Annotated in this window: 15 protein-coding genes and 1 tRNA gene; 5 read left to right on the plus strand and 11 right to left on the minus strand. The window is 35.1% G+C overall.

Translation table 11 applies throughout. The features are described 5' to 3' along the window. Positions 1 to 94: 94 nt before the first annotated feature. Entirely contained in the window at positions 95 to 505 is a 411-nt protein-coding gene (ybeY, locus tag ACN5J7_RS10020; RefSeq protein WP_418603773.1) for an rRNA maturation RNase YbeY, read from the minus strand. Beyond that, complete coding sequence (locus ACN5J7_RS10025) at positions 498 to 3923, minus strand: hypothetical protein (protein ID WP_418603774.1); 3426 nt, start codon at positions 3921 to 3923, stop codon at positions 498 to 500. The genes ybeY and ACN5J7_RS10025 overlap by 8 nt, the downstream gene beginning before the upstream one ends. A gap of 216 nt (positions 3924 to 4139) precedes the next feature. Here ACN5J7_RS10025 and gltX point away from each other — a divergent pair, with 216 nt between their 5' ends. After that, positions 4140 to 5666 (plus strand): glutamate--tRNA ligase, encoded by a 1527-nt coding sequence (gene gltX, locus ACN5J7_RS10030; RefSeq protein WP_418603775.1) that lies wholly within the window; start codon positions 4140 to 4142, stop codon positions 5664 to 5666. A 67-nt stretch (positions 5667 to 5733) separates the two neighbouring features. Here gltX and asnA read toward each other — a convergent pair whose 3' ends face one another. Next, entirely contained in the window at positions 5734 to 6777 is a 1044-nt protein-coding gene (asnA, locus tag ACN5J7_RS10035) for an aspartate--ammonia ligase (protein ID WP_418603776.1), read from the minus strand. Positions 6778 to 7015: 238 nt separating this feature from the next. Then, entirely contained in the window at positions 7016 to 7705 is a 690-nt protein-coding gene (locus ACN5J7_RS10040) for a hypothetical protein (RefSeq protein ID WP_311936069.1), read from the minus strand. A 74-nt stretch (positions 7706 to 7779) separates the two neighbouring features. Here ACN5J7_RS10040 and ACN5J7_RS10045 point away from each other — a divergent pair, with 74 nt between their 5' ends. Together ACN5J7_RS10045 and ACN5J7_RS10050 are read left to right on the plus strand one after the other, a co-directional pair. Beyond that, on the plus strand, positions 7780 to 8703 hold the full coding sequence (locus tag ACN5J7_RS10045) for an SPFH domain-containing protein (protein ID WP_311936073.1): 924 nt from the start codon (positions 7780 to 7782) through the stop codon (positions 8701 to 8703). Positions 8704 to 8769: 66 nt separating this feature from the next. Then, the gene (locus ACN5J7_RS10050; protein WP_418603777.1) at positions 8770 to 9261 is read left to right on the plus strand and encodes a YdcF family protein; all 492 of its coding nucleotides are present in this window, start codon (positions 8770 to 8772) and stop codon (positions 9259 to 9261) included. 6 nt (positions 9262 to 9267) lie between these two features. Here the strand turns inward: ACN5J7_RS10050 and ACN5J7_RS10055 are convergent, their stop codons facing one another. The 3 genes from ACN5J7_RS10055 to ACN5J7_RS10065 all read right to left on the minus strand — a co-directional run bounded on the left by ACN5J7_RS10055 (position 9268) and on the right by ACN5J7_RS10065 (position 13075). Further along, on the minus strand, positions 9268 to 10425 hold the full coding sequence (locus ACN5J7_RS10055) for a GNAT family N-acetyltransferase (RefSeq protein WP_311936078.1): 1158 nt from the start codon (positions 10423 to 10425) through the stop codon (positions 9268 to 9270). Between the two features lie 66 nt (positions 10426 to 10491). Further along, positions 10492 to 10971, minus strand: coding sequence for a DUF1761 domain-containing protein (locus ACN5J7_RS10060; protein WP_376717815.1), 480 nt, complete (start codon positions 10969 to 10971; stop codon positions 10492 to 10494). Between the two features lie 85 nt (positions 10972 to 11056). Then, the gene (locus ACN5J7_RS10065; RefSeq protein WP_418603778.1) at positions 11057 to 13075 is read right to left on the minus strand and encodes a glutamine--tRNA ligase/YqeY domain fusion protein; all 2019 of its coding nucleotides are present in this window, start codon (positions 13073 to 13075) and stop codon (positions 11057 to 11059) included. 98 nt (positions 13076 to 13173) lie between these two features. On the opposite strand from ACN5J7_RS10065, the gene folB reads away from it, so the two are divergent. Next, on the plus strand, positions 13174 to 13545 hold the full coding sequence (folB, locus tag ACN5J7_RS10070) for a dihydroneopterin aldolase (RefSeq protein ID WP_418603779.1): 372 nt from the start codon (positions 13174 to 13176) through the stop codon (positions 13543 to 13545). Positions 13546 to 13584: 39 nt separating this feature from the next. Beyond that, positions 13585 to 13655 (plus strand) — tRNA-Cys (locus tag ACN5J7_RS10075). Between the two features lie 426 nt (positions 13656 to 14081). On the opposite strand, the gene ACN5J7_RS10080 is transcribed toward ACN5J7_RS10075, so the two are convergent. The 4 genes from ACN5J7_RS10080 to rnr form a co-directional block, all read right to left on the minus strand. Then, on the minus strand, positions 14082 to 14777 hold the full coding sequence (locus ACN5J7_RS10080; protein WP_311936091.1) for a LysE family translocator: 696 nt from the start codon (positions 14775 to 14777) through the stop codon (positions 14082 to 14084). A gap of 120 nt (positions 14778 to 14897) precedes the next feature. Continuing rightward, entirely contained in the window at positions 14898 to 15572 is a 675-nt protein-coding gene (locus ACN5J7_RS10085) for a head GIN domain-containing protein (protein WP_418603780.1), read from the minus strand. Between the two features lie 132 nt (positions 15573 to 15704). After that, a complete protein-coding gene (locus ACN5J7_RS10090) occupies positions 15705 to 16004 on the minus strand; it encodes a YbjQ family protein (RefSeq protein ID WP_311936097.1) in 300 nt (99 codons plus the stop codon). A gap of 80 nt (positions 16005 to 16084) precedes the next feature. Beyond that, positions 16085 to 18283 (minus strand): ribonuclease R, encoded by a 2199-nt coding sequence (gene rnr, locus ACN5J7_RS10095; protein WP_418603781.1) that lies wholly within the window; start codon positions 18281 to 18283, stop codon positions 16085 to 16087. Between the last annotated feature and the right edge of the window lie 272 nt (positions 18284 to 18555).

Raw genomic sequence — 18555 nt, forward strand, 5'->3', positions numbered from 1 at the left:
AGCTCAATGTCTCATTCATTTTATAATCATAAAACGTTCCACGTGGAACATCTTAATATTTTTGGTTTGCAAATATACGCTGAATTCTTGAATATTAAACCAGTTGCTTTAAGTAGTGGTTTTCTTTATTGCGCATTTCCTTGGCGTCCTCTTCCGTTTTATCTTTGTAGCCACAGTAATGTAAAATACCGTGGATTATAACGCGATGTAATTCTTCTTCAAAAGGAGTATTGAAATCTTTGGCATTATCCGCTACCCGTTCCACAGATATAAAAATATCACCTTGTATAATTTTTCCGACTGAATAATCAAAGCTAATTATATCGGTTAAAGTATCGTGATTGAGGAATTCAACGTTTAATTTATGTAAATAGGCATCATCGCAAAACACATAATTTATATCATCTTCTTTAAATCCTTCTGTGGAAATAGTTTGTGAAATCCATGAGGAAACAGCCTCTTCGTTTTCCAATGAAAAATCGGTTTCGTAATTAAAACTAATCATTTGTTTTTTTAAAGTACTTTTGAACTTTCTTTCTGTAAATTTGACGCAAAGGTAAGGTTTGTCTGTTCAATATTTCGGTAGTATTAAAATATTGTTTAGCCGATGGAATTTGATTGTTTGTGTTATTGTCGAAATCATTTTTGTTGGTTTCAGATTCACGCTTATTGTCTTCGCCTTGTTGAAACGTAGCGTTCTCCATTTTTAATAATTGATGTTTTAATTCCATCATTTTTTGAAGGGTTTGATTTGTAAATCCTTCATTTAACAAATCCAACTCTACCTCTTCCATTTTTTTTAACAGCGCATCGCCATCTCCTTTTGAGCCCTTTCCTTCTTTTGCCAAACGTTCTTCTAAGGCCTTTCGCAATTCCTGTTGCTGCTGATAAATCTCGTATAGTTTACCATTCAAATCATCGTTTTCTCCTTCACCTTCACCGCCATTTTGGTTGCCGTTTTCTCCCTTTCCCTCATTATTTCCTTCTTGTCCTTGCTTTCCTTTTTCTCCCTCTTTTTCGCCCTCACCTTCTTTATCGCCTTCACCCTTTTCGGGTTTTTGACCTTCACCTTTTTTCAAGCCTTCTTCCATCATCTTATTAAGCTCTTCCTGTGTCGTAATAATATCCGGAAGTTGCATTTCGCCCTCTCCTCCCTTGCCCTGGGACATACTCATGTTTTCTTGCATATTGTCTAAAACATCACTTAAAAAATTGGCCAGATTATTCGCGGCTGTAATGGTGAATTGTTGATTTGAAACCCCTTGATACAATTGGTTTTCTGCCAGTAAACTTAATGCTTTATCAATATTATAAAACACCTCGGTAATTTCTTTGTTTACCGTTTCAGATAGTTTGGGCTGACGCAACGACATAGCAAATAAGCTGTCGTCAATATGCTCAAAATGTTCTTTAAGGTTATGCTGTTTTCTTAAATAAGAGGCATACTTATTGTTATTGGCTTCAATGGTTTTAAACTGATTCATTAGGGCTTCTTGATCAAAAGAAAACAATACCAAATTATCTAGAATTTGTCGAAGCATTTCAACATCTTCTTGCATTTGATTGGCATCACTCCATCCCATGGAACTTTTTATTTTCTCGCTCATCTCCATCATTTTTTTTGCCGCCTTCTTTTGACTTTTTTTAGCGTTTTTCTGATTTTGATTTTCACTGTTCTTGAGCTCACTTTCTTGCTTGTCTGACGCTTTTTCCTCTTTGCTTTTTTCCAAAGCTTCAGTAGCTTTTTGCTGTTCGTCGTCTACTTCCCTTTCATCCAATTTATCCCGGGGAATATCAATGGGCTTTTTTAATGCTTTGCTGTCTTTTTCAAGTTGTTCAATTTGTTTTTTAAACTCTTCAAACTGTTCGTTTAAACCATCCTGATTTTCTTTGGTGTTTTTCTCTTCAGGTTCGTTGGATAATTTTTCTTGGTCGATGGCCAACTTCATTAAATCCTCTTTAAGCTTTTCCAATTTCTTTTCAATATAAAAGCGTTTGGTTAACTCGATTAATTGCTCAAGACTTCTCTTTTTGTTTTTATTTTGTTTTGCTAATTCATCAAGTTTTTCGGTTAACTCTTCCTTATTTATTTTTTCTTGAAGTTTTTTTAATTCCTCTAAAAGTTTTTCGTCCTTTTTAAGTTGCTCTTCATTTTCATCCAACCGCTTTTTTAAATCTTCTTTAAAGGTGTCCTCCTCTATGTTTTCTTTTTGAAAATTCTCTAAATTATCTTTGAGTTTTTTATTGAAATTTTTCATCATTTCGTCTTGTTGTTGTTGACGCTTTAAAAATGATTCCAATTTCTTTTTATCGTTAAAATTTAAGCTCGACTTTTCCTTTTGGGTTTTAGATAATTCTTCTAGGTTTTTTTCTTGTTCTTCGAACTTTTCCAAGGATTTATTTAAGTCTTTTATTGTTTCGTTTTGTTCATTCAGTTGTTTTTGTTCCTCTTCAGCCTTGGTACGTTTTCTATAGGTAAACACATTGCTTTTTGTACGCTTATAATTGTTAACCACATCATTATCAAATACTTGAAAATACAATTCGTAAGCAATGCCAGCTTTAATATTCAAATTATTGGGGAAAGCCGTAATAAATTCATCAATATTTGTGTTGGAAATAGGTATGATCTCCACTTGCTTTTTAGTTGCATCATTAACGGGATAATACACCATTTGAAGCTTGCTAAACCCATAATCGTCACTAATTTGACCGTAAAAATAAAGGGTTTGTAAATCCAGGCTATCCACCTGCACTTTTAAGTTGAGTTCGGGATACTCATCTTTAACAACATCAATTCTAAAAGCCAAATTTTCGTAGTTTTTAAGGTTGACGTTACTAGTGCTTAAGCTATAATCGAAATGCTTGTAAAGACGTTTGGATAATTCAAAATTATCTATTTTATCCGAAGAAAAATCCAAGGTGTCAGTGGCGTACAAGTGCACAGTATCGGTCGATTTTGTTTTAAGTCGCCACGTAACATTGGTGCCTTCCGGAACAACGGCATTGCCGGTACTTTTTAAAGTAGTATTCTTCTTTTTGGTGTGTTTCGGAAAATCCAAAACCATCTCAAAACTCAATAATGATGGTGTTTCAACAACATTTAAGGTATACGGTTTTGAGGTTACGGTGTTTGCCAATAACTGAAATTCGATATTGGATTTTGGTTGGGAAAACACATATTCAAACTCGCCTATTCCCTTTTTGTTTAAAAAATAGGTTTCGTTATTGTAAATTATTTGCGCGCTTTCTGGAGCAACATCGCCGGCGGTTCTAACTTCTAATTTAAAATCTTTATTTTCAATGGCTTTTAAATCGTTATTAACTACAAAAAACTGAAATGGAGCTGGTGGTTCGTAGGCCGTTTTGTAATGTACAACACGTTTATAACTATCACTAAACCAATTGGATTCGCCGGTTAAAAAAGTAGCTAAAATGATTAAAACAGGAATGGCGGCATATTTTAAATAGCCCAAATTCTTTTTAAAATTTACGGCCAATTTAAACGGAATGGGTTTCAGTTCCATCGATTTTTGTTCAATACTCGCCAACAATAATTCAGATTGCGATGGGTTTTGTTTCAGCTGAACAACATTCAATAATTTATCGCTAACTTCAGGGAAATGATTGCCTATAATTTTAGAAGCATCCACATAATCAATTCCCTTTTTTAGCTTAAATAATTTAGCCAACGGCACAGCTATAAACCTAGCGAGTAACAAAACCTCAACTAAAATAAACACCCAAAATAAAATGGTTCGCGCTAAAGGATTTAGCCATAAAACATACTCGATAAACAGCGTAAATAAAAAATACAACAAGCCAATGGCGAAAAACAAAATAGCACCCTTTATTAATTCGTTGGTGTAATACCGACTAATAAATTGCTCTAATTTGGTTTGTATAGTTTTAAAATTGTTCAATTGTATTGTTTAAGGCTTATAACTTACTAAATTACAATTTTATTTTTATAAGCGTCTTAACTGTCTGTTAATTTTGGTTTAAAGGCAAACTAGAGTTTACATGGTTTATTTGGCCCCTCACAGATTTTCTATATGCAAAACCTTATCCGCGAAAATCAGTGCAATCTGTGTCTTTAAAAATCTCGATAATTGTATCTTTGAAGAAATTTATAAAACATGACCAAAAACGTTCGTGTGCGTTTCGCACCAAGTCCAACCGGGCCTTTACATATTGGCGGCGTTCGAACCGCGCTTTTCAACTATTTATTCGCTAAAAAACACAATGGTACTTTTATTTTGAGGATAGAAGATACCGATCAAAACCGTTATGTTGAAGGCGCCGAACAATACATTATTGATGCATTAAATTGGTGTAATATGCCTTTTGACGAAGGGCCACGGATTTCCGCGGAAGCGGAAATGAAAAAAGGACCGTATCGTCAAAGCGAACGTAAACATTTATACAAACAATATGCCGATGAGTTGATTGCTTCGGGTAACGCCTATTATGCTTTTGATACGGCTGAAACATTGGATTTTCACAGAAAAGACCACGAAGCCAAAGGCAAAACCTTTATTTACAATTGGCATAACCGGCTTAAATTAAACAACTCTTTATCGCTTTCGGCGGAAGAAACCAAAGCCAAATTAGAGGCTAGCGACGATTATGTGATTCGGTTTAAATCGCCACAAGACGAAACGCTGCACTTAAATGATATGATTCGCGGTACGATTAAAATCGATACCAATATTTTAGATGATAAGGTTTTGTTTAAAAGCGATGGCATGCCAACCTATCATTTAGCCAATATTGTGGACGACCACCTTATGGAAATATCGCACGTTATCCGTGGCGAAGAATGGTTGCCAAGTTTAGCATTACACTATCAATTATACAAAGCTTTTGGGTGGGAAACTCCAGAATTCGCCCATTTACCCTTAATATTAAAACCAACCGGAAAAGGTAAATTAAGCAAACGCGATGGCGATAAATTGGGCTTTCCAGTGTTTCCTTTGGAATGGACAGACCCAAAAACCGGAGACGTTTCAAGAGGTTATAAAGAAGATGGGTATTTCCCCGAAGCTATGGTAAATTTTTTGGCTTTTTTAGGTTGGAATCCCGGTACGGAACAAGAAATTTTTTCTTTAAATGAATTGATTGCAGCTTTCGATTTGAAAAAGGTAAACAAATCCGGGGCACGTTTTGATCCGGATAAAACCAAGTGGTTCAATCACCATTATATGCAAGAGCAAAATAACGATGTATTGGCTGAATTGTTTAAAGCAGAACGCTCTGAGTTAGCCCAAATTGATGTTAATTACATCGCCATGGTTATTGGTTTAATTAAAGAACGTGCGACTTTTGTATCCGAATTTTGGGCGTTGAGTCATTTCTTCTTCATTGCCCCAACTTCTTATGATGAGAAAGCTTCAAAAAAAGCGTTTAAAGACGACACCAAAGCCATTTTAGAAGAAGTCATTTCAATAGTAAACAAGGTTGAAGATTTTACCGTAGAAAACCTTCAAACCGAAATAAAAGGCTGGATAACAAGTAACGAAATTGGTTTCGGAAAAGTTATGATGCCCCTACGTTTAGCTTTGGTTGGCGCGTTGCAAGGTCCCGAAGTGTTTGATATTATGTTTATGATTGGAAAAGCCGAAACGGTTAAACGGATTGAAAAAGTGATTAGCTCACTAGACTAAGATTTTATCATAAATAATGGCCGCCAAATATAATTGACAGCCATTTTTTATTTAAAAGTGTTAAGTCTTATTTTAAAATAGGAATATTGGCCTGTTTACATTTTTCAATCATTTCTTCGGGCCAGATACTGGTTTGGATTTCGCCTATATGCGCCTTTTTCAAGAAAAACATACATAAACGCGATTGCCCAATGCCACCGCCAATTGATAGTGGCAATTCACCGTTTAAAAGCATTTTATGCCACATCAATTCTTTTCTGTCTTCCGCACCTTCAATTGCTAATTGAGTATTTAAGGCTTCTTTATCCACACGAATACCCATCGATGAAATCTCAAATGCGCGTTCAAGAATAGGGTTCCAAAGCAGGATATCACCATTTAAGCCTTTTTTACCATTTCCGGTTTCGGTACTCCAATCGTCGTAATCTGGTGCTCTTCCATCGTGCTTTCGCCCTTCCGGAAGCTGCGCTCCAATTCCAATTATAAATACGGCACCGTGCTTTTTTGTGGCTTCGGTTTCTCTTTCATCAGGCGTAAGGTTTGGGTATTGTTCTGCTAATTCTTGGGTGTGAATAAACGTAATTTTATTAGGAAGAACGGGTTTTAATTGTGGGTAATTTTCAAATACCACATATTCTACCCTTCTTAAAACGCTATAAATTTTAGTAACAACGTGTTTAAGAAAATCAATATTTCGTTCTTCGTTAGTAACGACGCGTTCCCAGTCCCACTGATCTACATATATAGAATGTATATTTGTAAATACTTCGTCCGGACGAATGGCATTCATATCTGTATATACGCCATAGCCCGACTCGATGCCTAATTCGGCCAAGGCCAATCTTTTCCATTTTGCCAGCGAATGCACGATTTCAGCTTCAGCGTCATTCATCGATTTTATAGGAAAGGAAACAGGGCGCTCTATCCCACTTAAATCATCATTAATTCCAGACCCCTTTTTCACGAACAACGGCGCTGTGATTCTTCTTAATCGCAATTCCGAAGATAAACTAAGCTCAAAAAAATCCTTAATCAATTTAATGGCTTGCTCTGTCTCTTGTATATTTAATTGCGGAAAGTATCCTTTTGGAGTTTGTAATTTATAACCCATGGTGTTCATATTAAATTAGTTGATTAGCGACTCGGTATTTATGGCACAAAAATGCGATAAATAGAATGAATATCAAAACCTTGGTGAATGGGAAATACTTAAAAATTCGACCGTTAAAATTGAAAAAATGCAGTTTTATGTGTTTTAGGTTATAAATTATGAAGGGAAATAAATAAAACAGGTCTATTTAATTTTAAGCAGGTTTAAAAAGTGGCGCAATAAAGATGCCGAAAAAAAGTTAAAACGAAATTATTCCGCCCAAAACCAACATCGTTTGATTACCCTTAAAACGAGGGGTTCCACCGGAAACATCCACATTTTCAGAATTTAATTTCTTTAAAATATTGGTAAATCCGTAAATATATTGGGCTTTTAGCTTAAAGTTTTTAATGCCAACCGATGCACCAATAGCACCATTGACGTTAAACTGGGAAATAGTTGTGATGTCTTCGGCGGTTAAAAGGTTATAATTATTGATGTAGTAGCCTTTTTTAGTGTCATCTTTAAGTTCCAATTTTCCGTTGTATTGCAACATCGGCCCCAAATCGATGGTTAAATAATCCGGAATCACTTTAATATGCATCAACATTGCCACTTGGGCGGCAAACATTTTATACGCAATAAATTCGTCCGGATTACTGTTGCTTAACGGCGTTGGTCTCGCAGAAATTTCAATTCGGTTTTCAGAGAGTTGCATCCCAAAACTAATATCGTACCATCTGGTAGGAATATTAACGGTTGAAGACATACCGCCCAAAAATCCATTGGACGATTTGGTTATAAAATTATCTGTGGTTATATCAAATTGGGTGATTCCTCCACCAATTCCAAAGCCATTTTGTATGCGATAATTTCCTTTTTGAGAAAAGCTTTTTGTAACAAAACACAGTGTTAGTGCTACTAATAAGAAATATCCGTTATTATTCATTGCTTATTTAGGGTTAAATATTCAAATATAGCTTAAATTAGTAGTTCATTTTCTTAACCATTAAAAATATTTCCATGAACAATTTTCTTTTTATTCCCATTATTATCTTCGGATTAATCATATTAATCTCTGCTTTCTTCGTTGTTAAACAACAAACGGCTGCCATTATAGAACGCTTTGGTAAATTCCATAGTATTCGTCAGTCTGGTTTGCAGCTAAAAATCCCTTTAGTAGATAGAATTGCCGGTCGTTTAAGCTTAAAAATTCAGCAATTGGATGTTATTATCGAAACCAAAACACTGGACGATGTATTTGTGCGTTTAAAAGTATCGGTGCAATACAAGGTAATTCGTGATAAAGTGTACGATGCGTTTTATAAATTAGATTATCCACACGACCAAATTACCTCTTATGTATTTGATGTGGTGCGTGCCGAGGTACCAAAAATGAAATTGGATGATGTTTTTGTGAAAAAAGATGATATTGCATTGGCCGTAAAAGCTGAATTGAACGACGCCATGTCTGATTACGGTTTTGATATTATAAAAACCCTGGTTACCGATATTGATCCGGATGCGCAGGTAAAGCAGGCGATGAATAGAATTAATGCTTCTGAACGTGAAAAAATCGCGGCTCAGTTTGAGGGTGATGCACAGCGTATTTTAATTGTTGAAAAAGCAAAAGCCGAAGCCGAAAGCAAACGTTTGCAAGGTCAAGGTATTGCAGACCAGCGTCGTGAAATTGCGCGTGGTTTAGAGGAATCTGTCGAGGTTTTAAATCGCGTTGGCATTAACAGTCAGGAAGCTTCGGCGTTAATTGTGGTTACACAGCACTACGATACCCTTCAATCTTTAGGTGAAGAAACCAATAGTAATTTAATTCTTTTACCCAATGCGCCACAGGCCGGAAGCAATATGCTAAACGATATGGTTGCTAGTTTTGCTGCGAGCAATCAAATTGGGGAGGCCATGAAAGAAGCTAGGAAGAAAAAAGAATAAGATATTCTATTTATAAAATCAACCCTCTGAATTTATTTTTAGAGGGTTTTTACATTGCTCAAGCGCATGAAAAAAACCGTTTTAATCGTTTTAGGATCTCCAAATTCCCCAAAAGGGGAATTAAGTGCCATTTCTACAAGTAGATTGGATTTTTGTGCAAACATATTTTCAAAAGAAAACCTTGTGCTTTGCACTGGCGGTTGGGGCAATCATTTTAATACATACCCTAAACCTCACGCCTATTATGCAAAAGCATATCTACTTAAAAAAGGAGTTTTAAAAGATGCTTTTTTAAAGTACGCTATGTCATCAAATACGGTTGACGATGCCGTAAAAATAAAGCCCATTGTTGAAAAATTAAACCATGTAGGTTTAACTATTATTACTTCCGATTACCACTTAGCACGCGTAAAGTTAATTTTTAATGAAGTTTTAAAATCTTTTGAATTGAAGTTTCATGGAGTGGAATCTAATCTAAGTGTAGTAGCTTACAATAAATTGGTTGCCCATGAAAAAAAAGCGATGAAATCCATAATAAATAATGGGTTATACTATTAATTTAGATTAGCTAAACGGATGCCGCTCTTCCCATTTTCTAATCGGGTTCATGTATTTTACAATGCACTTTAAAATGGTGTTCGCTATAAAATTATTGGTGTGCTTTAAATACACATGCATCGTTTTGGGTTTTGCGCCAATAGAGCTTTTAATTTCCATAGCAGTTCTGGCATATACAATGGTTTTAAAGCCGTTTTCAATACCAAAAAATGCCATGTTAAACAGCATATTCAAATACATTTGATGCTTGTGCTGCAGCTCTTTATTATAGCCTAAAAAGTAGGTTTCCAAAACGTCGTTATTCAAAATTAAGGTATAAAACCCAATCAAATCTTCATTTAAAAAGAAACCAAAAACTTTAAGCTTTTCGCCTAAACTGACTTTTAAATTATAAAAATGCGATTTGTGTAGTTTAAAGGAATTGACCCTGGCATTATCCGAAACGGTTTCATATAATTCAAAAAGGATTTCGGAATTTGCCTTGATAAAATCTTCGTTTAGTTCTTTACAAGCTATGTTCGATACCTTTTTTCGAGCCGTTTTGTAACGCCTTTTGTATTTTTTATTTAATGACGATACGTAGTCTTCAGGCGATTTCCAATTTTCTGAAATTGAAAGTACCATGTTGGGTTGTACCTGGACTTTGTACAAATTATTCCTTTTGAAGAATTCAGGGCTTTTATGAATGGTATCGTTTTCAAAATAATCTTTAAAAGCAATAATGCGTATCTTTTTATTAAACTCAGATTTGATTCTGGCCGTTAAATCTTGTAGTGATTTTTCAAGCTGATTCAAATAATCTTTTTGCGATATGTCTTGGGGGTTATAATAAATTCCGTGTTGCCCCGTATGCATTAAGCTACCAACAATTAAGGCGTTTCCTTTTATAATTTTAGAAACCAATTGTTTGGCCAATTGCTTTAATGTTGGGCTTTTATTGTTTCTAAAAATATCATCGGCATACATTTCCACACGCTTAATTATAGCAATGCCAACTAATTTTTCATTTTTAAAAACGCCCAAATAATAGGGTGTAATGTTATAAGGCGACGATAGCTCAAGCCCTTTTAAAAAATAGGTTTTTAAGAAAATATCGTTATTTGGTAAAGCATCCCAAGAATTTGGAAGCTGACTAACCGTGTTATAGATTTTATAGTGTATCAATACAAAAAGAAAAAAGACCGAAGTTAAATACCTCAGTCTTTAAATGTGTTAAAAAATTACAAAATTTTACATACCACAAAGGATAGCGCCCATAACCGCAAGCGTAACAATCCAATATCCTGCATTTATAAAAATGTATTTGGCGCTTTTGCGTTCAAATAAGGCATTGGTTCCAATAATGGGAAGCGCTACAAAAATTCCTGCCAGTGTGCCATGAAACGCACCGTGTTTAAAGGTTCTGTAAGCCGTTCCGTAATCTGCCATAAACGCTTCAAATGACGGTAAAGCTATGGTTGGATCTCCACCAACCATTCCTAAGGCGCCCCATTGGTGATTGGTCATTTGCATAAGCTGTACGGCTAATAAGGCTGCAAAAAACAAGGCTAATCCAAATATTTTGGCCATATTTCCGCCTTTAATTTTTTCTTCCGTCATTCCAGAAGCTTGCATCCATGCGTTTCCAAATACTTTTGGGTTGTACCATATAAATCCTACAACCAGTGCAGCAACTGCAGCAATTGGGATTGCTATGGGGTTAATTGGCATTTCCATATATTTTAGTTTTATAGTTAGAACTTAAATATAGGTAAAAATATTAATCACGTATTTTTTTTTAACACTTTAATGGGTGTTACACTTGCTTAGCCTCAGCAACCAATAACGCATTTTTATCGTCTAAAGCTTTTGAAATAAACGCATTTATAGCCTCATTTTTTTTCAAGCCGTTTTTTAACAAAACTCCGAGTGTAATCATGGTAATAATTCGTGTTCCGGATTTTTTAACAGATGTGTTGAACAGCGGTTCTAAATCGTCATAAGCCACGTGTTTTGCCAATTCTATAATTTCTGCTTTGGCCTTTTCCCGTGCATCTTCTGGTAATCTATCGTATTTTTTACCGTACGATTTTATTTGTTCAATCGCCGGACGGTTATTTTGTTGTTGGGGTTTCGCTTGGTTTTGATTGGTTTTATTTTTAGTCTCGACACTTCGGGATTGCTTCGCCCAAGAATCTCGTAAACCAACCGTTTTATTGAATACTAATTTTTCTGAAATAGAATCGTCATCAACATTAAAATAACCTAAACGTTGAAACTGAAACCTATCGCCTATTTGAGCTTCTTTCAAACTTGGCTCGACAAAAGCTTCAATGATTTTTAATGAATTTGGATTGATAAAATCCATATAGTTTTTATCTTGATGACTATCTGGAGCTTCGTCCATAAACAGCCTATCGTATTCTCTAACTTCAGCCTTAATCGCATGATTTATAGACACCCAATGCAAGGTGCCCTTTACTTTTTTGGTAGTGTCTTCGGTATAGGTACAACGAATTTCCGTAATGTTTCCGCGGGTGTCTTTTACAACACTTTCCGCTTTAATAATATAAGCATTTTTTAGTCGGACTTCGCCACCTAATTTCAGTCTGAAAAACTTATTCCCAGCCTCTTCTTTAAAATCTTCTTTTTCAATATAGAGTTCACGAGAAAACGGCACTTTTCTAAAACCTGCACTTTCATCTTCTTGATTGTTTTCGGCTTCCATCCATTCCACTTTGTCTTCCGGATAGTTGGTAATTACAAGCTTAACAGGGTTTAAAACCGCCATAACCCGAGGCGCTGTTTTGTTTAAATCTTCGCGAATACAAAACTCTAAAAGCGACACATCAATCACATTGTCGCGTTTTGCCACACCAACGGTTTCAACAAATTTTCTAATAGCATTTGGGGTATATCCGCGACGGCGCAAGCCAGAGATGGTAGGCATTCTCGGATCGTCCCAACCGCTTACAACACCATCTTCAACCAATTGAAGCAACTTGCGTTTGCTCATTATGGTATAACTTAAATTTAAACGGGCAAACTCACGTTGCTTGGGCAACAATGGGTATTTGTTTTTGCTGTAAGCGTACACTTCGTGTTTAAACCAATTATAAAGCTCTCTATGAGGCTTAAATTCAAGCGAGCATAAAGAGTGTGATATTTGTTCAATATAATCGCTTTCGCCATGCGTCCAGTCGTACATCGGGTAAATACACCAATCATTTCCTGTTCTGTGATGGTGCTTCTTTAAAATACGGTACATAATCGGGTCGCGCATGAGCATATTGGTGTGCTGCATATCAATTTTAGCGCGTAAAATGTGTGACCCAGCTTCAAATTCGCCATTTTTCATGCGTTCAAAAAGGTCTAAATTTTCGGCAACACTTCTATTTCTATAAGGGCCATCCACTCCTGGTTGGGTTGGCGTGCCTTTTTGTTCGGCCATGGCTTCACTAGATTGCGAATCTACATAGGCCTTTCCGTCTTTAATAAGCAAAACGGCCCAATCGTAAAGTTGTTGAAAATAATCTGAAGAATACAGCTCGTTTGCCCAAGTATACCCTAACCACTCAATATCACGCTTTATAGCATCAACATATTCTTGTTCTTCTTTTGCGGGATTGGTATCATCAAAACGAAGGTTTACCGGCGCATTGTATTTTTCGCCCAAACCAAAACTTATTCCAATTGCTTTAGTATGCCCAATATGCAAATAACCATTGGGTTCGGGTGGAAAGCGGAAGCGCAAATCGTTTTTCGACATGCCGTTAGCTAAATCTTCTTCTATGATTTGCTCTAAAAAGTTAAGTGATTTTTTTTCTTCAGACATAAAAATTTACAACGCTATGTATTAGCTTTTAAAAACTAATGATATTAAACAAATTATTGTGCAAAATTAGGTAATTTTGACGACTTAAAATGAACCTCATGGGAATTATAAAAGTTGAAAATATTCGTGTATTCGCTTACCATGGTTGCTTAAAGGAAGAAACCAAAATTGGAAGTGATTACCGTGTGGACTTACAGGTTAAAGCCAATTTACAGGAATCTGCAAAAACGGATAAATTAACAGACACGGTGGACTATGTTTTTTTAAACAGGATTATAAAAGAGGAAATGGAAAAACCCTCCCATTTGCTTGAAACGGTAGCAAAACGTATTTTAAATAGAATTTTTGCAGAAGATAAATTAGTTGAAAAAGCCACCGTTTGGGTAGGCAAACTAAATCCGCCAATTGGTGGGGATGTGGCAAGAGTAACTATAAAAATGAGTGATAAAAGAAAAACCAAAGACAAGTAGTGTAAAAAGTTTATTTTTTTTACATTTGCAAACGATTAAGGCGTCGTGGCCGAGTGGCTAGGCAGAGGTCTGCAAAACCTTCTACAGCGGTTCGAATCCGCTCGACGCCTCAAAGAACCTTCAAGGAAACTTGGAGGTTTTTTTATTTTAAATTTTTAGAAAAAATTATTTTAAAGTAGTGCAAAACCTGCTAATAAATATATTTGAATCCGATCGACGCCTCTAAGAGCCTTCAAGCACTACCTTTGAAGTTATTTTAGATTATTAATTTTTTGAGAATGACTCCCGGAATTTCGGGACAATGGAAACTCCTAGGCATAGCCTTGAGGAATTCATTTCGATTGAACTTAAGGGTTTTTGAATGTTTGTAAACTGTTGAATTACGCTGTAAATTGCGTTAGGGATAGCAGTGGAAAGCCCACAGCGACGCAGGTAGCGAGGACTTGCAGCGAATAGCCCGACCACATGCCCTGAGCGCAGTCGAAGGGTTGTGGTAACGCCCAAAAAATAATACCGTACTAATACAAGATTTTTACTTATTCTGAAAGCCTATCTTTTATAGGGTTGATTTGTTCCAATCGTTCTTTTATCATTTCCTTTTCATTTGGAAAAAAACCTTGAACCAATAGCAAAATACCAAACCCGAGAATAACCAATGCTATTATTTTTTTAGATTTAAAAATGAGCCTGGGCGTTAGCCTGTTTCTCAGTTTTTTTGCAATAGCTATTTTAACCAAATCCACTAAAAAATAAACGATTAATATAGTTGATAAAAAAGTGATAACCCCAGTTTTGGTTTCGGTTAATGAGTTTGCCAATACAATAAAAGCGATCCAGCCCAACAACACGCCAATATTGATAAAGTTGAGTAAAAACCCTTTAAGGAATAATTTACCGTAACCTTTTTTTATTTGAATTTTATGGTATTCCCTTACTATTTCCCGAAAAGACTTTGAGGTTTTTACAAATGAAATGATACCATAAGTAACCAGTAAAACACCACCAAAAATTAAAAACCCAGGGTCGTCTTTTACTTTTTCCAACAGCCTATTTGTACTGTAAAACGCAACGAGAATAAATAAAACATCGGCAAACATAACGCCGCAATCAAAAATCAATGCACTTTTAAAACCTTTTGTTGCACTAGTTTCCAAAAGCACAAAAAATACAGGACCTATGGTAAAGGCAAGTATAATACCAAATGGAACTGCTGTTAAAATATCATCAAACATAATTGAGAGAAGCTTTACACAAAGTAAAGAAATATTTTATGATTATTTAATAGCTTTGCTCACTATTTAAAAGAAAACCCACTGTAAACAGTGGGTTTAAAATTTATAATGTATTGTATTTTAATTCATTCGCTTTACACGACCACCAAATACTCGACTTTCATTTACATATTCCGGATCGCCATAAATAAAGACGTCGCCTCCAGCCCGTATTTTAATCTCTGCTAATTTGGATGCATTTATATAAGCTTTACCTGCTGCTCTAATGGCAACTTCGGTGTTTTTCGTTTTTAAGGATTCGCCTTTATAAACACCACCGGTTAATAGCGATATTTTTTGATTTTCCGATTTTCCTTCCGTGGTAATTACGCCGCCTGTAACCGATTTAATATTAGCATAATTTACATTTAATTTAACGTCTATTTTGCCACCTTCTTGGGCTTTTAAATTTATCTCGAATTGTTTTATTTTATCATTGGAGTGCACCAGTGCGCCTTCGTTAACATCTATAACGTCAACATTGGTGTAGTATAATTTTACCGTTGTGTTATTGCCATCAAAAATTTCTTCTAAATTCATTTTAATCTTTAGCTTTCCGTTTTTGTTATTAACCAAAACGCTACTTCTGTTTTTTCCTGAAATAACCACTTTGTTTTCATTAGCCTTAATGAGCTCTACTTCAATTAAATCGTAGACTTTAAGTTCTGAAAATTCACCAATTGATTTTTCTATGGGTTTTTGGGCCATTGAAAGTGTTGAAATACAAATAGCGAGAATTGTTACTATACGTTTCATAAACATTTTTATTAATTGTTTTTTTATTAAACGTAAAATTATCAATAATTATTCCGTTGTTACTTTATTTATGAAAATTTTATAATGAACTCATCTTGACTTTTTAGGAAATAGAAAAAGATGAGTAGAAAATTAAACAGCCTTAACAGCGGTTCCTGTAATGGAAACAAATATTAAGCCCGATGTTGGTGAAGTTTCAACATCAACCCTAATGCCCACTACGGCGTTGGCTTTTAGTTTAATGGCGTTATCTCTAAGTTTTTGAAAGGCGTCTTCTTTAACATCATTGATTTTTACTTCGTAAGATTGGTAATATTTTTCCATTTTAAATGAAAATGTAGCTTTTGGCATATTTACACTTATTCCTGTAACAATGCCTAAATAATCTTGAATGCTATGCCCTTCAATGGTGTTTGTTGTTGTTAGTATCATGGGTTGTATTTTATATTAGTATAATTCATTGTGCTTTTTAAAAAAGCTTATATCCGAACTTAAACTATAGCTAAATTAAATTAATTTTCATGTTTTCCGATAAGATTAAAATCGAGGTGTTTTTTGACCAAATCGGTGTTTTTAACTTTTACAACAACTTCATCTCCCAGCTGATACATGGTTTTGGTATTTCTGCCAACCATGGCGTATTGGTCTTGATCGAAGGCGTAATGATCGTCTTTCATATCGCGAACACTTACCATGCCTTCGCATTTATTTGAAATAATTTCTACATAAATTCCCCAATCGGTTACCCCTGAAATTACGCCTACAAATGCTTCATCTTTATGGTCTTCCATAAACTTAATTTGCATGTATTTTATAGAATCGCGTTCAGCTTTAGTGGCCAAATTTTCCATGTTGCTGGAATGGTTGCATTTATCTTCGTAAATAGCTTCGTTAGCCGATTTTCCGCCATCTAAATAGTGTTGTAACAAGCGATGCGACATCACATCGGGATACCTTCGAATGGGCGATGTAAAATGACTGTAATAATCGAAAGCCAATCCGTAATGCCCAATATTATTCGTGGTATATTCGGCTTTGCTCATGCTTCGAATGGTAAGCGTATCAACTAAATTTTGTTCTTTTTTCCCATTGACTTCCTTTAATAAATTATTAAGTGATGCCGATGTTGTTTTACGGTCTTTAAAATTAAGTTTATACCCAAATTTAGAAACAATACTTTGTAAATTAGATAATTTGCTATCGTCCGGTTTGTCGTGCACACGATATACAAAAGTCTTTTTTGGTGATTGTTTACCTATAAACTCAGCTACTTTTTTATTGGCCAATAACATGAATTCTTCAATCATTTTATTAGCATCTTTACTGGTTTTAAAGAACACCCCTATTGGATTTGCTTCTTCGTCCAAATCAAATTTTACTTCTACTTTATCAAACGAAATGGCTCCAGAACTCATACGTTTACGACGCATTTTTTTAGCTAATTCGTCCATTTTTAATATAGCATCTGCAATGGCTTGATCTGTTTTATAAGTTTTTCCTGTTAATGAAACTTCTGCGGGAATCGTGTTGGTTTTAGATTCAATTACAGCCTGTGCTTCTTCGTAAGCAAAACGGGCATCGCTATAGGTTACTGTTCTGCCAAACCATTGGTTTTTAACATCGCAGGCATCATTCATTTGAAACACTGCAGAAAAGGTATACTTTTCTTCGTGCTGACGTAACGAACAGGCATTATTCGATAATACTTCTGGTAACATAGGTACCACTCTATCGACTAAATAAACCGAGGTGGCGCGCTCGTAAGCTTCATCATCTAAAATAGTACCTTCTTGCACATAATGTGATACATCGGCGATATGAATACCTATTTCGTACAAACCGTTTTCCAACATTTTAAATGATAGGGCATCATCAAAATCTTTAGCGTCTTTAGGGTCGATAGTAAAGGTTAAATCCTGACGCATATCGCGTCGTTTTGCTATTTCTTCTTGAGTAATTGACGTGTCTATTTTATTAGCAAAATCTTCAACTTCCTGGGGAAAATCGTGTGGTAATCCATATTCTGCAAGTATGGCATGTATCTCGGTATTATGATCTCCCGGTTTGCCCAAAACCTGAATGACCTTTCCGTAAGGAGAATCGGCTTTTTCCGGCCAATCTTCAAGTTTTACCAATACTTTATCGCCATTTTCAGCTTTATTGATTTTATCAATAGGCACAAAAATGTCTTTGTACATTTTATTGCTATCCGCCACTACAAAGGCAAAGTTCTTTTTCTCTTGAATTTGAATAACGCCAACATATTCGCTTTTTTCGCGTTTGATGATATTTGTTATTTCGCCTTCTAGATTTCCGCGCTTACGTCGTTTATAAACATAAAATTCTACTTCATCGCCGTTTAGGGCTTTATTGATATTGTTTGATGCAATAAACACATCATCATCAAAATCTTCGGAAATTATATAACCATTTCCTTTTGCGGCCAAATCTAATTTACCTATGTGATATTCGGTATTTACAATGGCTTTATACTTACCGCGCTCAACCTCTTCAATTTCCTGTTTTCCTTGTAAATCGCGTAATTTTTTTATAATTTGATTTCTGCTGCTCGCATCGTTTACACCAAGTTTTGCAGCAATTTGTTTGTAGTTGAATGATTGGTTTCTATCTTTTTTTAAAATACTTAGAATGGTATTTGTTAAGTTGGAAATGCCTTTATTTTTGGATTTCCCTTTTTTCTTTCTTGTCATTTAATTTTTTGTAATCATTTTAATTTCCAATCCCGAAGTGTCGGGAGAAAATTTTGTTATTAAATAGCTTTGTTTTTAGGAGAAGATCGCTATTTGTTTTGTGCAAAGTTAGGGTTTTAATATTAAATAGCATTTTTTTAATGTTAAGCTTAGGTAAATTCAACTTATCCACATTATATATTATATAATAATTTTTCTTTTAAAATTTAAAAAAATAAATGATGGTTATTATAGTGTGTTAATAGCGGTATAACTTTTTTACGTTTTATTTT

This window comes from Hwangdonia sp. (assembly GCF_048381975.1).
In the GTDB taxonomy this organism is placed as follows: Bacteria; Bacteroidota; Bacteroidia; order Flavobacteriales; family Flavobacteriaceae; genus Hwangdonia; species Hwangdonia seohaensis.